This is a genomic window from Seonamhaeicola marinus, from assembly GCF_008085455.1.
In genome coordinates this window covers 461,872-485,779 of the sequence record NZ_VSDQ01000718.1, presented here as the reverse complement: position 1 = coordinate 485,779, position 23,908 = coordinate 461,872, and the positions used below count along the sequence as shown (strand labels likewise).

The window sequence follows — 23,908 nt, the reverse complement described above, 5'->3', positions numbered from 1 at the left end:
GCCCAAATATTTTATAATTCTATTATTGTTTCTTTTAAAGTCATTCTTACTTTTTCTAAACCTGCAAACATATCGTCTTCGGCTCTAAAACCAACTGGCAATAATAATGCCGATTTTAGTCCTTTTTCCTTAAGATTTAAGGCTTCATCATATGCTTGGGGGTTAAAGCCTTCCATTGGGCAGGCATCTATACCTTCTACAGCACATACGGTCATTAAATTACCAATGGCAATATAGGCTTGATTTTTAGACCATTGCTGTTGTTGCTCTAGTGTCATATTACTCAACATTTTTGTTAAGTTCTCTCGGTAAGGTGCTAAAATTTCTTCTGGCGTATTTCTAACAGCTTTTATGATATCGAAAAAGGCATTCACATCTTCTTCTAGTACATGTTCCTGAATACAAATAACTAATAGATGCGAAGCTTCGGCCACTTGCGTTTGATTATAAGAATGCTCTACTAAAGATGCTTTTAAGGCTTCATTTTCTATTACCAATAATTTGGTTGGTTGCAACCCATATGAAGTAGCTGTGAGATTAAAGGCTTCTTTTAAAGTATCTATTTGTTTGGCTGATAGTTTTTTATCTTGATTGAATTTTTTAGTGGCATAACGCCACTTCAATTGCTCTATAATATCCATGAGTGAATTTTGATTTCTACAAATGTACTATTTGATATTTCAATATTAAACGTTTATGAAATAAATTGATTTAATACGATTATAGGATAAAATTATTTCTAAAAAAAGTTGAAATTTTATTTGACAGAAACGAAAAAGGATTCTATATTTGCACCCGCATTCAGCGAATAGCTGATGAGGCACTCAAGGAGAAATGGCAGAGTGGTCGAATGCGGCAGTCTTGAAAACTGTTGAGGGTCACACCTCCGGGGGTTCGAATCCCTCTTTCTCCGCTTAGAATTTGCTAAATTCTATTAAAAGCCCGTAAACATTATGTTTATGGGCTTTTTTAATTTTAATAACTAAGTTACATTAAAAAACTAAAGATTGAGTTCAAAGTGTAATAATAGAGTTCTTTGCCCGTTATTATCTTTCCAATCACCGTTGTCATCAGATATAATTAGAATATATTCTTTACCGTTACTGCAATAAGATGTAATTCCCTCAAAATTATCGAGAATTTTAGTGTAATCTACATTGAGTATAGGTTTTGATACTAATATTTTTTTTGTTAGCTTTCGTTCTTTTACTAAAGACAATCCTAGTGCTGTTCCTTTTACGCTATCATAAGATTTTTCTAAAACTATTATGTCCCCATTTTTCAGTGTTGTGGCTCCTTTAACTTCTTTATATTTGCTTTTGTACTTTTTACTTTCAAAAGACTGTTTTATCGGATTTATAACCCAAACCTTTCTTTCTCCTGGAGTCGTACCTTGCTCAATTGCTAAAAGGTTACCATCTGACGTATTAGTTAGAGCTTCGATATCTACATTTGACTTATTAAACTGAATGGTCTTAATAGCTTTATCTAAACTTCTATTAAATACAAACAATTCTTTACTGTTATCTCTACTAAAATAAAACGCATTATTTACGGTAGCCACAGATTCTATGCCTCCATTGATAATGACACCTAAACTGTCTTTTAAATTACTTACCGCTTTGAGTTCGGCCTTCTCAATAAAATTAGAGTCGTCATAAGTTATATTAAATTTAAATAACCTTGATCTATATTTATTAAAATCTGAGGGTTTGTAAACAGAACTATAGTCTGAGATTGTTGTTAAATATTTCCCATTTTCAGACACTTTAATAGCAGATAATCCTCCAAACAGATTACTACCAGTTTTATTATTGGCATCTCTAATAATAATTCCTCCTTTAAACTTTATTTCTTCTTTCGTTAATTTATTAAAGTCATAAGTCGTCTTAATACGTATATCATTCTTTTTATTCCAAATAACAGAGGTAACTTCTGGCAATTCGTAATCGTTTTGTGCAAAACAAATTCCATAAAAAAATAAGAGTACAATAGAATATAGAATCTTTATCATGAATTCGGAATTGGTTTAATTAATCTTTATCATCTTTTTTGAAAACATATCTAATACCAAAACTAATATACCAGCTAGAATCCCATACTTTTTCTACTAAATTTTCATTAGTTAAATTGCTAAATGAGGACAAATCTCGATCAATATATTGCTCTGATATTGCATTAACTTTTCCATATGCAAGACCCGCTGCAAACCTTATCTTTACTTTTTCACCTGTTAAACTAACTCCAGGGCCTAAAGCTAAATACGGAGAAATATCTTCTTCAAAAGGAACAAAGGCTCCTATATTTAATGTTGGTCTTATTAATGAACCAGTTCTAAATGAAACCTCTCCACTTAACCCGTATCCTAAAGATGTTTGATTCTTATTACCTATTCTAGCTCTAAGCTCTTTTGAATCACCAACCGTAATACTATCTGTAAATACTTTATTATTTCTCAAGCCAGTTATAAAGAAATTTCCTCCTCCATCATAACTTAAACCACCAATAGTTAAATATGATCCTACTAAAATTTTATCTTCAGTTTTATTTGCTCTATCAATTACAACACTTATTTCAACCTTGTCACTATTTTTAATTGCATCAGGAATTGGGTTTAATACAATCCAATCTGGAGAAGTTTTGATTATTTTTTCATAAAGAGCCTTACTTTCTAGATCTAAATCTTGTTTCAGCTTTTCCTTAATTGCTTTTAGATTACTTTGATAATTCTTTAAAACAACATAGTCCTCTTTATTTAATATATCTATATTCTTGATTTTATCGTAATCTTCCTTTAAGCGCTTGGTTACAGCTGTAATATCACCTGAAGTACTTTTTACTTCTTCTGGTTTAGAATCTGTCTGTTCCTCCTTTTCTTCTTTTTCCGGTTTATCACCAGAGTCTTTGGGATTAGAAATATCAAAAGACATATTATAAACAAAATCTTTTTCATTCATAGATACAGTTATCTTTTCGATATCTTTTATATTGTAATTCCTTAAAAGCACTATAACATTTCCTTTGGTACTAACTGCTTTCGCTTCCTTTTCAAGTACTCCTTCATCTCCCTTACGTTGCTTAAGTAATCGAACACTAGACTTATTTGCACTAATTTTAAGAATTCTATTTTGCTTGTCGAAAGATTCGTCGTTAGCATAAACCTTCAAATTAAGTGGTTTCATTTTTACAATATCAGTATAATCTGTTTTTTTTTCGTCTTCAGTACTTTCAGATTCATTAGTAGATTTCAAACAATTAGTATACTCTTCCTCTTTTCTTGTGAATTTCCAATTACTATTGTTCTCGCAATACCAAAACTTTAACTTGGTCTTTTCTTCATTCCCATTAAGAAACACCTCAAATATTCCTTTTTTACAATCTGCTTTAATAACCAAATTATCATCTTTATATTCAGCGCATTTGTTAAAAATAAATATTGCATTTTCAATGTTATCTAAGTCATTTTCATTTTTAAATATTCTTAAATCTGTAGCATATTCAAATTTTGAGGCGTCGACAGGAGCTCCATTATCTAAATTTTTCATAATTTTTAATTCATTATCCTTAGGATAAATGTAAATTTCACCGGGTTTTGTTTGTGACAACAGTCTAAGTGACGTTGTAAATAGTATTAAACCGATTAAGACTTTAATTTTCATAATTTAAATTTTTGGTTATTTGATTAGTTATTAATATCGAACATGTATGCATAAGTATCACTTTTAGCTACAACCATTCCCTTTTTCAATCGGTTTTCATCATCATAGTAATAAAGTATTGAGCCGCTATCTCCAAAATCTATATGATCAGCTCTTGTTTTAATTTTGTACAACCAAAATTCCTTTTTGAAAGAGCTGTATTCAACTGAACAATGTGTTAATAGTTTTTCCTCCCAAAAAAAGATACCTTTAGTTGTTGCTCCAAACATTTTCATTTTGTCTTTTTCGTTTTTTAATAACCAATCTCTATCCACATGTTCGTTATATTTCTTCAAAATACTGTCATCATTTGAAGATAATTTAGCTTTGCAATAATCTTTAAGTGTCCCATTCCCCTCTCCAAAACTAAATTCAGTAATTATTGCATCTTCTTCGTCATTATCTCCTATCTTAAGTTTAACAAATTTATCCTTAACGTTATATGATTGACCATATTTATTCGCTTGCTCTAAGTCATTTTTACTTGCAAATACATGGAAATTACTTTCGGCATATAAGCTACCATCACCCTCCTTAAAAATTCTAAATGATCCTAAGTTACTTTTATTCTTTACATTATATGCGTAACACACAGGTTCTTCATGTTTAATATCTTCTATCCAATTAGAAGTAGCAGCTACATTATTTTCCTCAATAAGAGCAACAAGTTTAGAGGTGTATAATGGTCTTAAATAATCTTTTAAATAAAAAGTGTTATAATCAATAGTTATACTACCTGTATTCGTTAACTTATATAATTCTTCCTGTGCAGTCTGAATAGTAAACTCTACCTCTATAATCTTCCTAAACAAACCAGTATTTTCATCTAAATACGTATTCTTTCCTACGGAAACAACCCCTTTAATCCGTCTGATTTTTTCATAGTATTTATCCATTAGTCTATCAACTACTTCATATTCAGAAGTAGTGGCTAAGGATAATATTTTCTTAGGTGAATCGTAATCAGTATAAGTACTTTTCTGATTTAAACGTTGTTGTACATTCTTAAACTTAAACAAAAGATCCAGCAAATCATGCCAAAATTTTGATCCCAAACTCAAAAATAATCCTGTAATTATAAAGCCAACAGTGTGCTCAAAAATTGCAGAAGCTATTGCTTCTTGTTTTGTAGTCATACAATCACAAGAAATTATATATAAATATTCAAAAATGCTTATTAGAGATATATAAATTAGAGGCCACTTTAAGGTTTTATTATCTAACTTGTCTCTCGTCTCAACAAGTTGATTAAAGAGAATTAAACTAATTGACCATAATAAAAACATTAAATAAATTCCACCAATTAGCAACCCATATTTTAAATCAGAGTCAAACTGATTAATTTTCCAACCTAGAATAATATCTAAATTTTCTTTTTGTTTTCCTTTAAATGAGGAAATACTCTTAACCAATTGAAAAAAATTGGCATTTGAAAAAACAGCTATTATAATACCAACTAAAATATTAATGACGAGGACTCTATACTCCCTTTGCTTTTCTGATTGTATAGTAGGCTGTTTGTTTGCTAAAATTCTCAATTTAGCTTTTAAACCACATTTCCATTGGTTATCCTTGGTTTTATGTGGGTAGGGTATAAATATTGTTTTGTCTTGGTAATACAGCTTAATTAAATTGGAAAGCCTTTCTGAAACAAAACTTAGCATCATCATAATGATACTAAACGATATTAATAATTCTGTAATACTCATAATCAAAAAGTTATACTCGTGTAACCTATTAATTTTGAATAAAAACATGAAAGTCTATTAAAAGAATGTATATATACATTCTTTTAACAAGCGTAAGCTTTTACCTGATCTTAAAGAGAATTTAAATATAACTAAAAAAAGTAAAAAGCCCTACAATTAAACTGTAAAATCTTATAAAAAAGAAAGACCTCAGAACTTTTGTTCTGAGGTCTTTCTTTTTAAACGCGATTAAACCTATTTAAGCTCTAACTTCTGCGTCTTTTTAAAGCCATCACCTCTAAGTTTAACAAACTTCTCATGTAGTTCCTTTAACTTCTCAGGATTAGCCTCAGCTAAGTTATTTTTCTGGCTTAAATCGTCTTTTAGATTATAAAGCATAGGCACATCACTGTTACCAACTTCTATATTTACTTGCGTATTTAATGGTTTACCTCCATAGGCTGGAATATAAATCCAATCTCCGCTACGTAATGCTGTTCTTGATGTGGCTTCTATAACTAGGTTTTCTCTCCCCTTATCACTCTTTCCTAAGAACGCATCTAATAGTTCCTTACTATCTGTTGAGCTTTCTTCTGTTCCCACTAATTTGGCAAGAGAAGCCAATAAATCCATTTGACACACTAATGCATCAGATACACCTGGTTGAATTTGTCCTTTCCAATAGGTAATAAAAGGCATTCTTGTACCTGCTTCAAATAGGCTGTACTTACCTCCTCTTAACACACCAGCAGGTGTATGTTTACCAATTTTAGTATCAGCATCATCATAATACCCATCATTTAATACTGGGCCATTATCACTTGAGAAAACTATTAAAGTATTATCTAAAATACCTTCTTCTTCTAATGTTTTAACAAACTCTCCAATACACCAGTCCGCTTCTAAAATCACATCTCCTCTTGGCCCCATTCCTGATTTACCAGCAAATCTTGGGTGTGGTGTACGCGGTACATGCGGTTGTTGCATGGCATAGTATAGGAAAAATGGCTTTTCTTTATGACTTTTAACATAAGCTTGCGCTTTTGCCAAGAAATGGTCAGCCATATCAATATCAACCCATTTAGCGGCATCACCACCTTTCATATAGCCAATCCTTGGAATACCGTTTACAATACTACTGTTATGTCCATGGTGCCACTTCATTGTGGTTAATTCCGGATTATCTTTTCCTGTTGGTTGCCCTTCAAAGTTATTTTTATAATCAATCTCTATAGGATCATTAGGATCTAAATTTACTACATGTCCGTCTTTAATATATACGGTAGGTACACGGTCTTGTGTAGCTGCTAAAATATACGACTCGTCAAAACCAACTTCATTAGGACCTGGTGTTACTTTTTCATTCCAATTTACCATTCCAGAACCTAAACCTAAATGCCATTTACCAACAATGGCTGTGTCATACCCTTCTTTCTTTAACATTTTAGGTAAGGTTTGCTGTTCTGTACTTATAATTAATGGTGCTGTACCAGGTAAAATTTTTGCTCTCTTGTTCTTCCATGGGTACATTCCTGTTAATAAAGCGTATCTACTTGGTGTACATGTTGCTGAAGAGGCATAACCATTAGTAAATTTTACTCCACCGTTAGCCAAAGCGTCAATGTTTGGAGTTTGTAATTCTGTAGCTCCATAAGCGCTTAAATCTCCGTAACCCAAATCATCTAGATAAATTACAACAATATTGGGCTTTTTTGTAGATTCTTCCTTGGCTACAGGGGTTTCCTTTTTAGTTTTGGCGCAACTCACAATAAACAGCGCACTTAAAAGAATTAAAAGTAGTTTCTTCATTTTTAAATTAATTGTTATCCTATTTAGTGTTTACTCTTGTTATACAAATATTACTTTTTTTAATCATACATTTTACTCAAATACCAAAAAAACTATCATAAATGGTTAGGGATACCCTAAATCTGACCTTAAATTCTAACAAAACAAAAAAAACAGCGTCAAAATGTTGTAGCTCTCTGTTTAAGAATTGTAGTTATTAGTAATTTAACAATGGATACATTTTTAAAATATTCATACGGTGAAAGTATAGTTTTCCTTCCCAAAAAAAGACAACATATGGTTTTATGTTTTTTTTGCCCAAGTAATGCCTAGTATTTGTATAACATAATTAAAATCTAAAGGTTTCTTTTGTTTAGCATCTACTTTTAGTTTTGCTAGAACACTTAAATTATATTATGATTCATCGTCTCCTTATTCTACTTTTCTTTTTATGTTTATTTGCAGTTTCTAATGGGCAATCTAAAGCTCCAATTAGAGGGAATGTGGTAGATGAATCTAATACGCCTATTGAATTTGTTTCTATTGCGCTTTTAAAGCATAAAGATTCTTCATTAGTAAATTATACCATCTCAGATATAAAAGGAGACTTTTCTTTTTCTGAAGCTCCAAAAGATTCTCTTATTATTCAGTTATCATATATGGGCTTTGAAACCTATTCAAAGCACATTTTATATACTAATGCTCCGATTGATTTAAAAACAATTACTTTAAAAGAAAGTCCGAATGTCTTAGATGCCGTAACTATTTCTGCCGTAGTTCCTGTACAAGTAAAAAAAGATACGGTTGCCTATAATGCCAGTTCATTTAAAGTTAACCCAAGTGATAATCTGGAATCCCTGTTAAAAAAGTTACCTGGTTTAGAAATTGAATCTGATGGAAAAGTCGTTGCTCAAGGAAATCAGGTTACAAAAATTTATGTAGATGGTAAGGAGTTTTTTGGAGGAGATCCTGCCATAGTTCTAAAGAATTTATCTGCTGATGATATAGCCAAAATTGAAGTTATAGATAAAAAAAGTGAGGAGTCTGAACTTACTGGTGTAGATGATGGTAATAAGCAAATGGTCATAAATTTTTCCCTAAAAAAGACAAAAAAGAATAGAGGTTTCGGTAAGCTATCTGCGGGAATGGGACTTGATAGTAGGTATTTCGGAAATTTAAATTATAATAGATTTAATAAAAAAACACAAATATCGGTTATTGGTAAATTCAATAATATAAATATTACCGGTTCTAATATTAAAAGCTTTCTTGAAAACTCTAATGGTATTGCCGATGAAGAGGATGATGAACAGGACTTAAACAAAACCAAAACCAGAAGCTTAAGCGGTTATTTAAAAACCGAAGTAGCCGGAGTACATTTGGGGCATGAGTTTAAAGATAAAGTAGCTTTTAATGCAGATTACTTTTATAACTTATCAGATAATAGAGGTAACTCCAATTCTAAAAGAATTTCTTTTGCCAACACTAATAACTTTAATTATACTTCCGAAAATACGTTTGATAGAGTTTCGAAAAACCATAATTTTAACTTTGATTATAAAGATCGGGCTAGTAAAAACAATAGACTTTTAATTAAGGGTACGTTTAACTCGGCTAATACAATGTCTAATAATGAGAAACGTGGCCAGTTTAGAAATATAGATGATGTACTAACCACGTCTAATAATCAGGAACTTTATAATAAGTCCAATAGAAATTCTGCAAATTTGAGTGCTAACTTTTATCAAAGACTTCAAAAAAAAGGCAGGAGTTTTGGTCTTGGATTTTTCACTAATGTTAGTGAACAGGATAGAGAAAATGAGCAGTATACCTTTACTCTAAGAAATATTCATAGAGACAACCCCACAGAAAGAGAACTTTCAACCTCAAGAGATGAGACTTTTAATAATCATCTCTTTAACTTTAATTTTAATTATACTGAACCGTTTTTAAAAAATCAGTATTTAAAGTTGCAATAGTTTTTTAAATCTAGAACCGATAAAGAAGATACAAATCAACTAAAAACTACTATTAGTAATAATAACGAGGAGGAGCTATTTGCTTTTAGATACAAACACCTCGAAAACAGCTATCAAACCCGGTTTGCTCACAGCTTTGTAAATTCTAAATTAAACATTTATAATGCCATAGAATTACAAAACCTTAGTAGGGATTTTGGTATTATTAATGATGATCAAATTTCAAAAAGTCTCATGTTTTTAAATCCAATAAGCAACATTCAATATAAACCCAAAAAGGGGCATAAATATAGGTTGTCTTATAAAAAAACGATTAGAAACCCCCGTTGGCAAGAAAGTTCTACAGTAATTAATGACTTAAATCCGTTTTACATAAGACAGGGAAACCCCGATTTAAAACCTGAAAAAATGAACGAGATTTTGCTTACCGCTAACCTATTTAATTTTAAATCTTCAACTACATTTTCTGGTAGAGTCTTGTATAGACATTCAAATGGTGCTATTGTGCAGAGCATTGTTATTGATGATGATTTTGTTAGAACACGTAGTTTTCAAAATAGTGGTAGCAGAGAACAACTTAGTACTAACCTTAGCTTTAGCAAAAAATTAAAAGGTTTAGGTATTAGATATACTCTAAAAAACAGAAACAGTTACAGAACGTCTAATTCTATTATTAATCTTCAACTTAATGATGTAACGTCAAAGGACTTTTTTGCAAGCGTTTTAGTAGAGAATTCTAACAAAAATATAGTGGACTTTAAAATAGGGGCAGATTATAGTATTAATAAAACGTCGTTTTCATTAGAGGAGGATTTAAACAGAACCTACAAAAAACAGACCTATTTTACGATGCTTGATTATGATGTAAACAAAAAGCTGAATTTCAATACTCAATTTGATTATATTCTATTTTCAGATAATCAATTTGAATCTAACATAACATTACCTATTTGGAGTGCTGCTTTTTCATATAACTTTTCTAAAAATAAGAATCACATTGGAAAATTATTACTTATTGATTTACTTAATAAAAACGTTGATATATACCGACGAAGTACGACCAATTATTTTGAAGAAACAACTTCCGAAAGTTTGGGACGTTACATTATTTTAAGTTATACCTACAGGTTAAACAAAGCGAAAAAGAAGAAGCGAAAAAAGGCGTAATTATAATTTGGTTATATACATATAGTAGGCTCCTGAAATAATACTTTGATCTGCATCTAATAAAAGCCCTTTTACCGAGGTAGCTCCCTTTTCTAGCTTAATGTTGAAAACAATAGTTTTATCAGTTTCTTTAACGGTTTTTACTTCGGAATATGCTCCTACTTCTATCTTAATAGCACTAACTGGTAATGCAGACATTTCATCTCCATAAACGAGCTTTTCTATACCTCCTTTTGGAACCCAAGCATCAACAACTTTTCCTTTAAAAGACGGTATGCCTTTAATTGGTGCATCTGCTTCCCTTGGCCATCTACTAACCTCAAACCTATAAAAACCTCCAGATTGTACATTTATGTGCCATTCACCAGCACTTGCATCTCCCTTTGCTACTTGCGCATGATTCCAAGGCACTTTTGGTAAATACCAATCTGATGGTGTTAAAAACGTTTCTATATCTAAATCATTACCAACAATAAAACTTGGTCGTTCTCTATCATTAGGTGTAACAAGCTCCCAGTATTTTTTCTGTTCATTCCTTAATTTTTCAATCAACTCCGGATGTTCTTCTATAACATTACTTGTTTGAGCAAAGTCATTTTCCATATCATACAGTTCCTTATTATCTATTAACCTCCAGCGATTGGTCATAGCTGCCATTTTTACCCAAGGTTCCGATTTAAAAGTTCTTTGATTTTCGACAAAAAGTGTACGCTCCTCTAGTTTCTTATGGGGTTCATAAAGTTGCTCCTTAAAACTGCGTCCGTCAAAATTAACATCTTGTTCTGTATTTAAACCACATAAATCAATGAGTGTTGGTAATATATCTATATGAGCAGATAAATCTTTAACATCTTTTCCATGTTTTAAAGCTCCATCTTTCCAGTGAATAAAGAAAGGTACTCTATGTCCGCCTTCATAAACCTGTGCTTTTCTACCTCTCATTCCAGCATTGAACAGACGTACCCCTTGGGTTCCTCCATTATCGCTCATAAAAATGAGTATCGTATTATCTGCTAATTCTAACGCTTCTAAAGTCTTCCTGAGCCTTCCTATATTAGCATCTATACGATTAATGCCAGCAAAAAAATGGGCGACAGATTTTGGTACTTTGGCATTATAGTTACTTGCCCAAGTAGGATCTGGAATTGTATGTGGGTGATGTGGTAAATACGTTGGTAAATAAACAAAAAACGGCTTTTGAGCCTTTTTATTTTCCTTAATGAAATCTATAGCTGCATTATAAAATACATCTGGGGCATAACCCTCAATTTTTTTTCGTTCACCATTATGCCAATAGTAGTCATTAACTCTATCATTATCAAACCAATCATCAGTAGTTCCAGTACCACCATCACCTTGTCCCAGCCATTCATTAAACCCTCTATCCATTGGTCTGTAGGGATAGTTAGATCCTAAATGCCATTTTCCAAAAATTCCAGTTTCATAACCAGACGCTTTAAAAACATCAGCCATAGTAACCTCCGAAGTTCTCAAATGGTTTCCTCCTGCAATGGTATGCCAAACGCCAGCATGATGCGCATATTTACCAGTCATAATTGCAGCTCTAGTTGGAGCGCATGTAGGATCTACATGAAAATCTGTAAAACGAACAGACTCCTCATGTAATTTATCCATATTTGGGGTATTTATATATTGGTTTCCATGACAACTTAAATCACCATAACCTTGATCGTCTGTTAATATGAGAATTACATTTGGCGGTTGTGTGTTTTTTGCGCTGCATGAAAGAAGTATACAACACATGATGCCACCTAATAACACATCTTTAAACACCTTAAAATTGTTCTTAAACTTAACAAACATAGTTTTTACTTCTTCTTGTCTACCAAAGCAATTCTTAAATTACAAGCATGCCCTCTATGTACCCCATTAACTGTTATTCCTAAAGCGCCGAATATGTAGGTTGGTTTTCCGTCTTCGATTAAGAGCTGAGGGCGCTCTATTTTATAATCGGTTGTAGATCCATCTTCTTTTAGAATTTTACTCGGTACAACTAAGGCATGTTTGGACTTTTTCCAATCTAAACCATTCGTAGATTCCATTAGAGCAATTGCTCCATTATCTCCTGTAAAAAGCCCTTTTATATCTGTAACAAGTGCATAATACAATCCATTTTGACTCCATACATAAGGGTCCTCAGCAATCATATGTGAATTTTCATGAGACTTTAATTCAAATATGGTACCTTCTCTTTTTTTAAAAGGTCCTAGAGGATGTTCCGCAAAGGCCTGCATATACCTTACTCTGTCTCCTTTTGACACTTTATAGCTATCATCGGTTTTCATATCAACAGGTTGCCAACCTTCTTGCTTTCCAACAGCTTTATAAATGGCAAAAATATTGCCGTCGGGGCCAATATTTATTGCTGGGTTAGATGTTATTAAAGCATCGGAAGCCTTTAAATCTTCACTTGTATCTATAATGGGCTTATCTAATCTACTCCAAGGCCCTTCTGGACTAACAGACCAAGCCACACCTATTCTTTGGTTGTTTCTGTATTTCCACCAATCTTTTTGTTGCATTGAAGTTGGTTGTTTGGCCTTTACAGAAGATGTTGTCCCCATATAATACAAATAATACAGACCTTCTTTTTTAATTATTGTTGGGTTGTGTGTAGTTGTTCCATCCCAATATCGATTTCCCCTAGCGGGTAGTGCTACATTTTTATGTCTGTATGGTCCATCTGGTGTTTCTGAAATTGCATAAGCTATTTCAGAATCTGTAACCCATGCCATATGTCCTAGCTCATATTTCCAACGCGAATAATACATATGATATTTACCATCATACCCTTTTACTACGGAAGCTCCCCAAATATGATAATTTGGATCAATAAACTTTGATTGTTCATTAACTGGTTGCACTTTTTCTCCCAAGTTTAAATCATTATTCTGAGCAAGGATAGCTACTGAAAAACAATAAAAAACAACACATGAGAAATATGATCTTAACTTTTTCATACTATACAAATCAATTGCCCACTAGATCAAACCAATCAAACACTGCTTTATTCTTGCTTTCTTTTCCTGCTGAAGTAGCGTACATACCCACATAAACTCCATTAAATTTTTGGGCAACATCATCCGATACTAAAGAATAGTCTTGTATACCACCAATAGGTTTAAGATTAGCTTCATCTTTTCCATAATAGAATTGTGCTTTTATCCCTTTAACCTTAACTTTAAAGACCACTTCTTTTTCTTTGTAGGGAATTAAGGCAATAAATTCTGGTTTAAATTCGCCTTTGTTGTCTTTTTGCAAGGTTTTTAATAGAATTATCTCATTTTTAGTTTTTAATAACTGAAAATGATTACCATGCCTCCTGTAAATTGCTAAACCTGCTTTTTCATTATCTTTTTTGGCTTTAAAGGATAGTTTTGTTGAAGCCACATAATCATGATGTTTTGTACGTTTTGCTAAAAAAGAAGGGTTTACTAATTCTGATAGCACTTCTGGTCTAAGTGCTATTTCTATCTTTCCGTCCTTCTGCTTGTACCATTGGTATTTAGGGGATCTTAAAAAGTTCCATTCCAAATTCAGTGTTTCTGTGTCAAAATTGTCTCTTTTTACAACCTTAGGCACTGGGGTCCAGGGTAAATCTGGTCTTTCCATTGAACTTACAATTAGTCCTATTCCTGGGTTAAAAATTGGAGTTACGCCACTTTCCTGATTCGTCATAATTACTTTAACCAAAAACGTTTCTCTAGCTAGCGTAATAAATCCGTCAACTTGTCTTTTAGCTAACATTACACTCCACCAATCGCCATTTTGCGTTTGTACTAAATCGGCATGTCCTGTTTGACCAATAGGGTACGTTTTTCCTAAATGACGATGTGTCATTACCGGATTAGCATGATTAGGAATGTATGGTCCCCATAAATTTTTGCTATTAAATATGGTTACAGCATGATACTCTCCGGTGCCTCCTTCGCCGATAAGCAATACGTACTCTCCATTAATCTTATACAGATGTGGCCCTTCAGCCCAACGCGCATTTGAAGCATGACCGTATGTTAACTGCTTTTTTTCTCCCAAAAGTATGCCCTTGTCAGGATCAATTTCTTGCATCCAAATGCCGTTCTTTCCTGGCCATTCATTTTTTGTACCGTCTACAACACCCGCACCTGTGTAATAACATCTCCCATCATCATCCCAAAACAAAGAGGGGTCTATACCAGGAGCATCCTTTATCCACATAGGATCACTCCATGGACCTTCTGGATTTTTAGCTGTTATTATAAAATTGCCCTTTTGCCCCACCATTGTAGTGATTATATAAAAGGTACCATTGTTATATCGTATTGTTGGTGCAAATATGCCATTGGAATCTCTAAGGCCATCTTCATAAACTATTTGATCTGGCCTATGTAGACCATGACCAATTTTTTCCCAGTTTACCAAGTCCTTACTCTTATGTATTGGTAAACCTGGGTACCACTCAAATGAAGAATTAACCATATAGTATGTGTCTCCAACTCTACAAATTGAGGGATCTGGATAGAAACCAGATAGAATAGGGTTGTTGAATGTTTTAGGAGCTTCCTGAGCCATTAGTACCCCTGCAAAAATTGTTAGTATAAAAGTTACTATTAGTTTTTTCATATCTATTAAATTTATTCCTTTAAGTTCTTGTTTTCGAACCAATCAAAATATGCCCAATTATTACTTTTTAAATGTTTAGATGTTGCGTATACTCCTGCAACAGTACCATTAAACCGTCCTGCGATTTCATCACTTACAATAGAAAAATCTTGAATTTCACCTATTGTATTTAGAGAATTTTCATTTTCTCCATAATAAAACTGAAGGTCAAGATCATTTCCTTTTACTTTTAATACTACATCGTCTTTTTCATAAGGTATTGAAGTAACCAATATTTTTGTTGAAGCTGTTCCTGTTTCTTCTAAAGCTACTGTTTTTATTAAATCAATAGTACTTTTCCCTTTTAACAACTGATAATGGGTACTCGATTTCCTGTAAACTACAAGCCCTGCCTTCTCATTAGGTAAATTCGTCTTAAAGCTAAGTTTGGTACTGATCTCAAAATGATGTGAACGAATACGTTGTGCCCAAAATGACGGGTTAACCAAACTATCTAGTACTTTTGCTCTTAGTTTTAGTTTAAGTTGATTTTTTTCTAGCTTAAACCAATTTTCTTTGGGCGACCTTAAGCATATCCATTCCAAATTTAATTTATCGTCACTAAAATTGTCCCTCTCTGATAATTGTGGAACTGGTGTCCATGGCAAATTAGGCCGCTCTTGTTCTAACTGTAGTAAACCTATACCCGGATTATAAATTGGTGTAACTCCTGATTCTTGATTGCTCATTTCTACCTTTGCTAAAAAGGTTTCTCTACATAATACAGATTGCCCTTTAATTGGTCTTTTAGCATGTAAAACTCCCCACCAACTCCCATTTTGAGTTTGTACTAAATCCCCATGTCCTGTTTTTATTATAGGATAAGTGTATCCCAAGTGCCTATGGGACATAACTGGATTGGCATGATTTGGTATATAAGGACCCCATAAGTTTTTACTATTAAAAACGGTTATAGCGTGATTTTCATTAGTACCGCCTTCTGCAACCATTAACAAGTATTCCCCATTAATCTTAAATAACCTGGGCCCTTCTGTCCATCTAGCATTGGAGGCATGTCCGTGAGTAAGTTGTTTAGGGTTTCCTAATAAATCTCCCGTCTTTAAATTTATTTCTTGCATAAAAATGCCGTTAATACCTGGCCATTTTCCTCTATTGCCATTCACAATTCCAGCTGCTAAGAAGTATGCGCTACCATCATCATCCCAAAACAAAGTTGGATCTATACTCCATGGACCTTTAATCCAGATTGGGTCTGACCAAGGTCCAGAAGGGTCTTTTGCTGTTACATAAAAATTACCCCCACAATTAACGCAGGTACATATAACATAAAATATACCCTCATGATATCTTATACTTGGAGCAAACATTCCAAGTGAATTATCTAATCCATCTTGAAAATTTACTTGTGCTACTCTATCAATAGCATGTCCTATTTTTTCCCAATTCACCAAGTCTTTACTTCTCATGATAGGCAACGCTGGGTACCACTCTAATGTGGGATGTGTCATGTAATAAGTATCTCCTACCCTACAAATAGAAGGATCCGAATGAAAACCTGAAACAATAGGGTTTTTAAATTTATTCGGAACTGTTTGAGCAAATACTGAAACACTTATTACCAAAGTAATTATGTGGACAGCTAAACGCATTTGTTAGTCTTTGTTACTTTCTGCAAATTCAGCTTTAGTGTTTCTGTTTCTTGAGAAACTAAACCTTGCTAAATATTGATCTCCAGCCCACCAAGGTTTACCTGGGTAATTTCTAGACATATGATGAAGCCCCCAATTTAATGCTTCTGTTGGATTTTTATCATTATCTAAAGTAGTTACAAGCCCCATAGCAGAAGGTACCCAGTTGATATAAGACATAATTTCAAAATTAATTCCATCTGGCGAATATTGAATTGTTTGTCTTTCTGGTCCATCGGCCGAAGAAACCATTGCAATACCATCTTTATACTTCCAGACACAAAGCTCATGTCCGCTATGAGTTATTGGGTTGTATTCAGATTTAATGTATGGTCCTGTTATATTATCGGCAATAGCAACTCCCCAGCGTATTTCTCGTCCACCGGCTGTATTTCTTTCTCCCATTCTTTCACCTTTATAATACAAATAGAATTTGTCTTTGTAATATAACAATGTAGGATCATGTACCTTTTGGCTATCAAAGCTGCCTTGAGATTTTACGGCAAACCTACTATCTTCTTCTCCTAACCATTCTCCGTCTTTTGCGGCTTCTAATATTGGCTCCTCAAGACGCTTCCATGGTCCGTTTGGATTATCGGCAACGGACATGCCTACTGTATTAAATGAGCGGTTTACATACGGAGCTTTTATACATTGGTATACTAAATAGTACTTGCCTTCATGCGCTAAAATTTCTGGTGTAAAAACAGATCTATCATCATATGCTCCTTTCGGGCCATAGGTAACAGCTACTCCCTGTTCTTTCCAGTCCCAACCATCTTTTGAAGTGGCATACCATACTTCGGTTTTGTCCCAAGGAAACACCTTTTTTTCGGGATCTCCGGTTCCGAATCCGTATGTTTTACCAACAGACTTAGAATACCATGTATAATACAATCCGTCTACTTGAATAACCATTGTAGGATCTCTGCGTATTACACCTTTTTCATACCCAACATCTCCTTTTAATTCGTGATTACGAAATGTACCAAACCACTCATCATTTTTATGATAATTATTTCTTAAAGCTCGTTTTGAAGCAGCGCTCATTTTATCTGGGTTTCCAATAGCAAGAAAATCGTAATCCGCCTCCGTATATTGAGGTTCAGCTTCACTTTGTTCAATAGTAACTTGTTTTTCTTCCTTGCAAGAAAATACAAGGAGGATGAGACATAATGTTGTGATAAATGGTTTCATTTTATTTAGTTTAGTTTATATATTTCTAGATGCAATTCTTCATGCTTCGGAACCACTCTAAATGACAAATTTTTAATGGCATATATAGTTCTTGGTTAAAACTAATCATTCCAATGCTTATCTACAATAGCTTGAAGCTCAGGAAAATTCTTATCGGTCTCATTGAGCTCGATACGCTGTTGTTTTAATTCCGCTTTCATTTGTGCAATTATAGCTTTATACTTAGGATCATTATAGCGATTATTTAGTTCTTCTGGATCGTTCTTTAAATCGTAAAATTCCCAAGTATGCGGCGTCTCTCTATCTATTCCGTAATATTGTTTTGCCCAGTAATGTTTATCGAATTCAGATTTTGGAAGGTAATGTTTTCCGTAGTAAAAAATAAGCTTATAATCTTTAGATCTTACTCCAAAATGTGCAGGGACATAATGATGGATAATGTGCATCCAATACCTGTAATACGTTGTAGTTCTCCAGTCTTTTTCTTCCTTGCCTTTTAAAGTTTTTATAAAACTTTTCCCTTGCATATAGTCTGGGGTTTTACCTCCGGCTAACTCTATCATTGTTGGCGCAAAATCTGTGTTGTTAATTAAAAGATCTGTAACTGTTTCTGGTTTAATCATTTTTGGATAATGCATTATGTAAGGCATACGCATTGCTTCTTCGTACATCCAACGTTTATCTTGCAAATCATGCTCTCCCAACATCATACCTTGATCTCCGGTATAAATAATAACAGTATTATCCCATAAGCCTTCTTTTTTCAAGTAGTCAAAAAGCCTTCCAAGGTTATCATCTACGCCTTTTACGCAACGTAGGTATCTTTTCATATAGGTTTGGTATCCTTGGTGAGCAGATGCTTTACCTCTATATTTTCCGTCGTTTAACATCCAATTGTAATTGCGATACATGTGACGATCTGAAACAGAAGTGCCTATGTAAGTAACTAATGAATCATTTTTTCCCCTTACGCCTTCAGATCCCCAATTGGGTTGGTAATATAAACTAGATGGTTCTGGAATTTCTGTATCTGCCAGAAAGTCTTCATATCTAGGAGCATACTCAAAAAAGTCATGAGGCGCTTTATAATGATGCATTAAAAAGAACGGTTTAGACTTGTCTCTGTTCTCAATATAATCGATTGTAATATCAGTAATCACATCTGAAGAATGTCCTGTAGTTTTTACCTTGTTTTTCTTCCACTCACCTTTTCCCTTTTCATAAAATGTTGGATTAAAATACTTTCCTTGCCCTGGTAGAACTTTATAATAATCAAAAGCAGAGGGCTCTATATGAAGGTGCCACTTCCCAATAATAGCAGTAGAATAGCCAAGTTTCTTTAATTCCTTTGGTAAATATTGCTTTTCCGGATCTAGCGCTAAATCTAGGTCTAAAACCCCGTTGGTCTGAGGATACTGCCCTGATATGATTGAAGCTCTACTTGGCGTACAAATGGAATTGTTGCAAAAAGCATTAGTGAAACGAATGCCATCATCAGCTAATTTATCGAGGTTTGGTGTTAAATTTAATTCCGATAACCTACCTCCATAAGCTCCAATTGCTTGCGCTGCATGATCATCGGACATGATAAAGATAATATTAGGTTTCTTCTTTTGGGCAAACAGGTTTGTGCTTATAAACAGCACTACAAGTACAAATAGAACTTTAGGCGTTGCACTTCTTCTAATGGTATACATATCTTTTTATTTTATATTTTTTTTACTGATTTATTTTGTTTTTAATGAAATTCTAATCTAAAACAAACTTAAAGTGAAACTAAATTCATATGGTTTTAACGGAATTAAGTATTGTTTTAAGGGTACAGGTCCACAGCTTGCATTTCCTAAGCCTAACATTTTGGAATCTATACATACGATAGTTTCTTTTCTATAGTTAAGAAACGCTGGTCTACTCGCTTTATCTAAATCACTAGCATCATAGTTTAATGCCGAAAAAATGAATGGCTCGTCAGATTCAATATGAATAGCCGGCTTCTTTTTATTTTTAAATGAAAATTCTAAAGAACGTATATCCGAGCGTGCTCCATTTTCTTGTGGCACCAAATAAGGCACATATAAATCTGAAACATTGGAGTTATATGTTCCTAAAAATGCAGACTCCCTTCTGTCTGGGTAATTTTCATGAGGGCCTCTACCGTACCAATTCACTTCTTCTAATTCTTTAACCAATCCTAGTTTTAGACCAACTCTTGGAAGGGTTTCTAAATTCTCAAAACCTGTTGGAGTAACTGTATTCTCTAATGTTATGTTGCCTGTACCATCAATTTTATAAATACATTGATGCTTAATGTTACCACTATCGGAGCTAAATTCTTTAACAACGTTTATAGTCACTAAAGAATTACTTGTTTGTTCTGCCTTAATAGCTACTACCTTCTCAGATAGTGTATTAAGCTTGGCATCTTTCCAGTCTTTAATATATGGTCTATCATTTTCAATTGGAGCACGATATACATTAAGTTTAGGGCCTTGAATACCGCCATTCTGTGCTATCAATTCTATAGTATTTGAGCGTATTGATGTTATTGTTCCTGTTGACTTATTTAAGCCTAATTTAAACCGCTTCCCTGCTATAGTGATTTGATTTTCATCTTCCGAAAATGTTACCTCTCCTTTTGGTACTATTGATGATGGTAACCATTGCTTTAAAACTATCTCCTCTTTTGCAACTTCATGACCAATTTTAGCCCATTTCGTTGTTTCTTTTAACTTAAAGCTAAAATTAACAACGTACTCTGCGCCTTCTTTTAATTTAGGAAGGTTAATTTCAAAGGATTTCGTTTCATCTGGTTTTATATCTAAACTTGGTATAATACCTTTTTTTATGTTTTCTCCATTTCTAAGAAGCACCCAGCTTCCTTCAAAACTCTTTAAATTGGTGAAGTTATACTTGTTTCGTACATGAAATTTATTTGGTTGTAAAGTATCTGCTTTAATACCAATGTATTGCTGCGCCTTTTTCACTTCTAATAATGAAGGTTTAATTGATCTATCAGCAAATACAACGCCTTTAGCACACTCATTTTTCAGTTCTATAACCTCAGTAAAATCTCCATCAACTTTTAAACTATCAACCGGATGATAATCCAATCTATGACTTTGCCTTATATTTCCATCTGGCATTTTGGTGTTATAGGTTTGGTTTACCCAATCCCAAATATAACCACCAACAAATGAAGGATTTTTTTCAACTACGCTCCAGTAATCAGCAAAATTTCCCAATGAGTTTCCTTGAGCATGAGCATACTCTATCATGATGTATGGTTTGTCATATTTTGGTTCTGCCCAAAAACTTAGGAGTTTCCAATGTTTTTGTTTCTCATCATCCTCAATAAAAGGATACATTGAACTGTTTAAATCGAAATAATCTTTAACTTCCCAACAATCTGTTTCTCTTCCATCATAAGAAATTAAGCGTGTAGGGTCATATCTTTTTATATAATCGCTTATTAACGCAAAATTTTGTCCCCAGCCAGATTCATTTCCTAATGACCAGAAAATTATAGATGGGTGGTTTTTAGATCTTTCTACCATAGCCACGCCTCTATCTAAAGCCGCTGCCATCCAGCTAATATCGCTACCAGGTAAACCATTACCTCTAATGAAGTAATCTGGTGATTCTAATGCTTCATCCATTACATAAAGCCCATATTTATCACATAATGCATACCAGCGTGGATCGTTTGGATGGTGACTAGAGCGTACTGCGTTTACGTTATGCTGCTTCATTAATAAAATATCCTGAATCATCGAAGCTTCGGTTAATGTCTTACCTAATTCTGGATGCGATTCTCCTCTATTTACGCCTTTTATTTTAATGGCTTTTCCGTTAACATGCACCTGTAAATCCTTCATCTCAATCTCTCTAAAGCCAAAAGGACATCTGGTTACTTCTACAACCTCTCCGTCTGAATTAACCAATGTTAATACAATGGTGTATAAGTTTGGATATTCTGCAGACCATAGTTTTGGTGATTTAATAGTTGTAGCATATTCCAAAATGCTTTCAGCACCAAGATTGCCCATTCTCCAACCTAATTTGGGGCTTTTATCTCCAGATTCTGAGATTAAATTGCCCAAATCGTCATAGACATCAATATTAACTTGGTAACCTTTTGCTACTTCATTGGCATTATTAAAAATCTTAATTTTTCCTTTTAACTCTGCGTCTTTATAAGCTTCATCTAAATCGGATGAAAAGAAAAAGTCTCTAATATGAACATTAGGGCGACTTTGTAAATAAACATCTCTAAAAATCCCACTAAAAGTCCATGTATCACCAGACTCAAAGTAACTTCCTGTAGTCCATTTATAAACTTGAACTGCAATTGTATTGGTTCCTTCTTTTAAGTATTTAGAAATATCAAAAACAGAACTTGTCATGGCATCTTCATCGTACCCCACAAAGGCTCCATTAATCCATAGATAAAATGCACTAGATACACCATTAAAATGTAGCAATGTTTGTCTGTTCTCCCAATTTTCAGGGACATTAAAAGTGGTTCTATAACTTCCTACTGGGTTATCTTCTGGAACATTAGGAATTTTAATATTTTCAGCTCTTACTAACATCCCTAAGCCTCTATGAGAAGGGTTTCCATACCCTTGTCTCTCCCAACAAGAGGGAACTGGTATTTGCTTCCATGACGCATCATTAAATGATGGTAGGTGAAAATCTTTTGGCTTTTTTTCTGGTTTTTCAACCCAATTAAACTTCCAATTTCCTGCTAAACTTTTATAATATGGCGATTCAGTATAATTACCCTCTATTGCCGCTGCTTTATTTTCAAAAATGTAGTGCGTGGCTGCATGAGGTTCCGTTCCTACAGTATAAACTTGTTTGTCCTTCCAAAATTCTTGAGCGTTTATTTGAAATACTAGCAAGAGTATTACGATTTGAGTGGCAGTTTTACTGAATTTTTGAATCATTATTTTATTTAATATTTATTGGTATCTGAACATTCCATGAATGTAAAACGCCTTTAGTATCTAAGGTATCTGCTGCACAATACAATGCTACAGGTTTTCCGTTTTCCATATATATCTGTGGGCGTTCTAAATGTTTTACTTTTTGAGTTTTACCAGTATCCCATTTTATTTCCAACTTTGAAACTAAAGGATTTTTAGACAGTTTCCAATCAAACCCATCAATTGACTCAAATAATACCAAAGCTTGACCAGCATTTGTGAATGCGCCATGCATATCCTTTACAATTGCCCTATATTTTCCGTTCTGATACCAGATGTATGGATCTTCTGCAGGAAAATCGGTTCCTTTAGCTTCAAAAACAGGTATATCGTATTTTGTAAATGGCCCTAAAGGACTCTCTGAAGTGGCAACGCAATGCACAACAGGACCTCCAGATATCTTTTTAATCTTTTTACCTACAGCTTTATATACCATTAAGTAACCACCTTCTGGTCGCTTTGCTATTGACGGATTATTAGCTAATAAAGCATCTAGAGCGTTTTCATTTGAACTGGCATCAATTAATGGTTTATCAAATCGTTTCCAAGGTCCGTTAGGACTATCTGCAACTGCAACCCCTATCCGCTGATTATTTCTGTGCGTCCAATTGTATTTTATTTTTCCTGGTTCACAAGGGTTAACACCATCTCCTGTATTTCCCATATAGTACAAATAATACTTGTCTTCGAATTTATGAACGGTGGGGTTGTGCGTGCATAGTCCATCCCAGAATTGCGCCCCCCGGGCAGGAAAAACGACTTCTTTAAACTCAAATGGTCCAAAAGGTGAATCTGAAACTGCATGTGCAATTTCTGAATGTGTTACCCAGGCCCATCCCAAAGCCTTCTTCCATCTAGAATAAAACATGTGATATAGACCATCTTCTCCTTTTACGGCAGAAGCACCCCAAACCGTCATATCTTCTTTATCTATATAGACTGATTTTTTGGAGACAACACCTAATTCTATTTTAAAATTTTCAGAGGCTTTAACATCTACATTTTTATTTTGGTCAATTCTCTTTCCACAAGAGGTCAACTGAACTAAACAAATTAAAATACATAAGTTTCTTTTCATTAGTTTTCTAAACG

Annotated in this window: 15 protein-coding genes and 1 tRNA gene; 3 read left to right on the top strand and 13 right to left on the bottom strand. The window is 33.6% G+C overall.

Features of this window, described 5'->3' with window-relative positions; genetic code table 11:
- Window positions 1-11: 11 nt before the first annotated feature.
- Entirely contained in the window at window positions 12-641 is a 630-nt protein-coding gene (locus tag FUA24_RS19615) for an NAD(P)H-dependent oxidoreductase (RefSeq protein ID WP_148544747.1), read from the bottom strand.
- A 187-nt stretch (window positions 642-828) separates the two neighbouring features.
- Here FUA24_RS19615 and FUA24_RS19610 point away from each other — a divergent pair.
- Window positions 829-913, top strand: a tRNA-Ser gene (locus FUA24_RS19610).
- Between the two features lie 87 nt (window positions 914-1,000).
- On the opposite strand, the gene FUA24_RS19605 is transcribed toward FUA24_RS19610, so the two are convergent.
- From FUA24_RS19605 to FUA24_RS19590, 4 genes are all read right to left on the bottom strand, one after another.
- Complete coding sequence (locus FUA24_RS19605) at window positions 1,001-2,014, bottom strand: esterase-like activity of phytase family protein (RefSeq protein WP_148544746.1); 1,014 nt, start codon at window positions 2,012-2,014, stop codon at window positions 1,001-1,003.
- A 19-nt stretch (window positions 2,015-2,033) separates the two neighbouring features.
- Window positions 2,034-3,659 (bottom strand): hypothetical protein, encoded by a 1,626-nt coding sequence (locus tag FUA24_RS19600; protein ID WP_148544745.1) that lies wholly within the window; start codon window positions 3,657-3,659, stop codon window positions 2,034-2,036.
- A 23-nt stretch (window positions 3,660-3,682) separates the two neighbouring features.
- Window positions 3,683-5,407, bottom strand: a complete 1,725-nt coding sequence (locus FUA24_RS19595) for a hypothetical protein (RefSeq protein WP_148544744.1) — start codon at window positions 5,405-5,407, stop codon at window positions 3,683-3,685.
- A gap of 234 nt (window positions 5,408-5,641) precedes the next feature.
- Complete coding sequence (locus FUA24_RS19590) at window positions 5,642-7,195, bottom strand: sulfatase family protein (RefSeq protein ID WP_148544743.1); 1,554 nt, start codon at window positions 7,193-7,195, stop codon at window positions 5,642-5,644.
- Between the two features lie 395 nt (window positions 7,196-7,590).
- Here FUA24_RS19590 and FUA24_RS19585 point away from each other — a divergent pair, with 395 nt between their 5' ends.
- Together FUA24_RS19585 and FUA24_RS19580 are read left to right on the top strand one after the other, a co-directional pair.
- The gene (locus FUA24_RS19585) at window positions 7,591-9,153 is read left to right on the top strand and encodes a carboxypeptidase-like regulatory domain-containing protein (RefSeq protein WP_148544742.1); all 1,563 of its coding nucleotides are present in this window, start codon (window positions 7,591-7,593) and stop codon (window positions 9,151-9,153) included.
- 51 nt (window positions 9,154-9,204) lie between these two features.
- Window positions 9,205-10,320, top strand: a complete 1,116-nt coding sequence (locus FUA24_RS19580; protein WP_317131965.1) for an outer membrane beta-barrel protein — start codon at window positions 9,205-9,207, stop codon at window positions 10,318-10,320.
- Here FUA24_RS19580 and FUA24_RS19575 read toward each other — a convergent pair whose 3' ends face one another.
- From FUA24_RS19575 to FUA24_RS19540, 8 genes are all read right to left on the bottom strand, one after another.
- Window positions 10,321-12,144, bottom strand: coding sequence for an arylsulfatase (locus tag FUA24_RS19575; RefSeq protein ID WP_246147112.1), 1,824 nt, complete (start codon window positions 12,142-12,144; stop codon window positions 10,321-10,323).
- A gap of 5 nt (window positions 12,145-12,149) precedes the next feature.
- The gene (locus FUA24_RS19570; RefSeq protein ID WP_148544740.1) at window positions 12,150-13,301 is read right to left on the bottom strand and encodes a glycoside hydrolase family protein; all 1,152 of its coding nucleotides are present in this window, start codon (window positions 13,299-13,301) and stop codon (window positions 12,150-12,152) included.
- A gap of 10 nt (window positions 13,302-13,311) precedes the next feature.
- Window positions 13,312-14,943, bottom strand: a complete 1,632-nt coding sequence (locus FUA24_RS19565) for a glycoside hydrolase family 43 protein (protein WP_148544739.1) — start codon at window positions 14,941-14,943, stop codon at window positions 13,312-13,314.
- An 11-nt stretch (window positions 14,944-14,954) separates the two neighbouring features.
- Complete coding sequence (locus tag FUA24_RS19560) at window positions 14,955-16,592, bottom strand: glycoside hydrolase family 43 protein (RefSeq protein WP_148544738.1); 1,638 nt, start codon at window positions 16,590-16,592, stop codon at window positions 14,955-14,957.
- A gap of 3 nt (window positions 16,593-16,595) precedes the next feature.
- Window positions 16,596-17,828 (bottom strand): glycoside hydrolase family 117 protein, encoded by a 1,233-nt coding sequence (locus tag FUA24_RS19555; RefSeq protein ID WP_148544737.1) that lies wholly within the window; start codon window positions 17,826-17,828, stop codon window positions 16,596-16,598.
- Between the two features lie 101 nt (window positions 17,829-17,929).
- The gene (locus FUA24_RS19550) at window positions 17,930-19,525 is read right to left on the bottom strand and encodes a sulfatase family protein (protein WP_148544736.1); all 1,596 of its coding nucleotides are present in this window, start codon (window positions 19,523-19,525) and stop codon (window positions 17,930-17,932) included.
- Window positions 19,526-19,582: 57 nt separating this feature from the next.
- Window positions 19,583-22,777, bottom strand: a complete 3,195-nt coding sequence (locus FUA24_RS19545) for a glycoside hydrolase family 2 TIM barrel-domain containing protein (protein ID WP_148544735.1) — start codon at window positions 22,775-22,777, stop codon at window positions 19,583-19,585.
- Window positions 22,778-22,781: 4 nt separating this feature from the next.
- Window positions 22,782-23,894, bottom strand: coding sequence for a glycoside hydrolase family protein (locus FUA24_RS19540; protein ID WP_246147110.1), 1,113 nt, complete (start codon window positions 23,892-23,894; stop codon window positions 22,782-22,784).
- Between the last annotated feature and the right edge of the window lie 14 nt (window positions 23,895-23,908).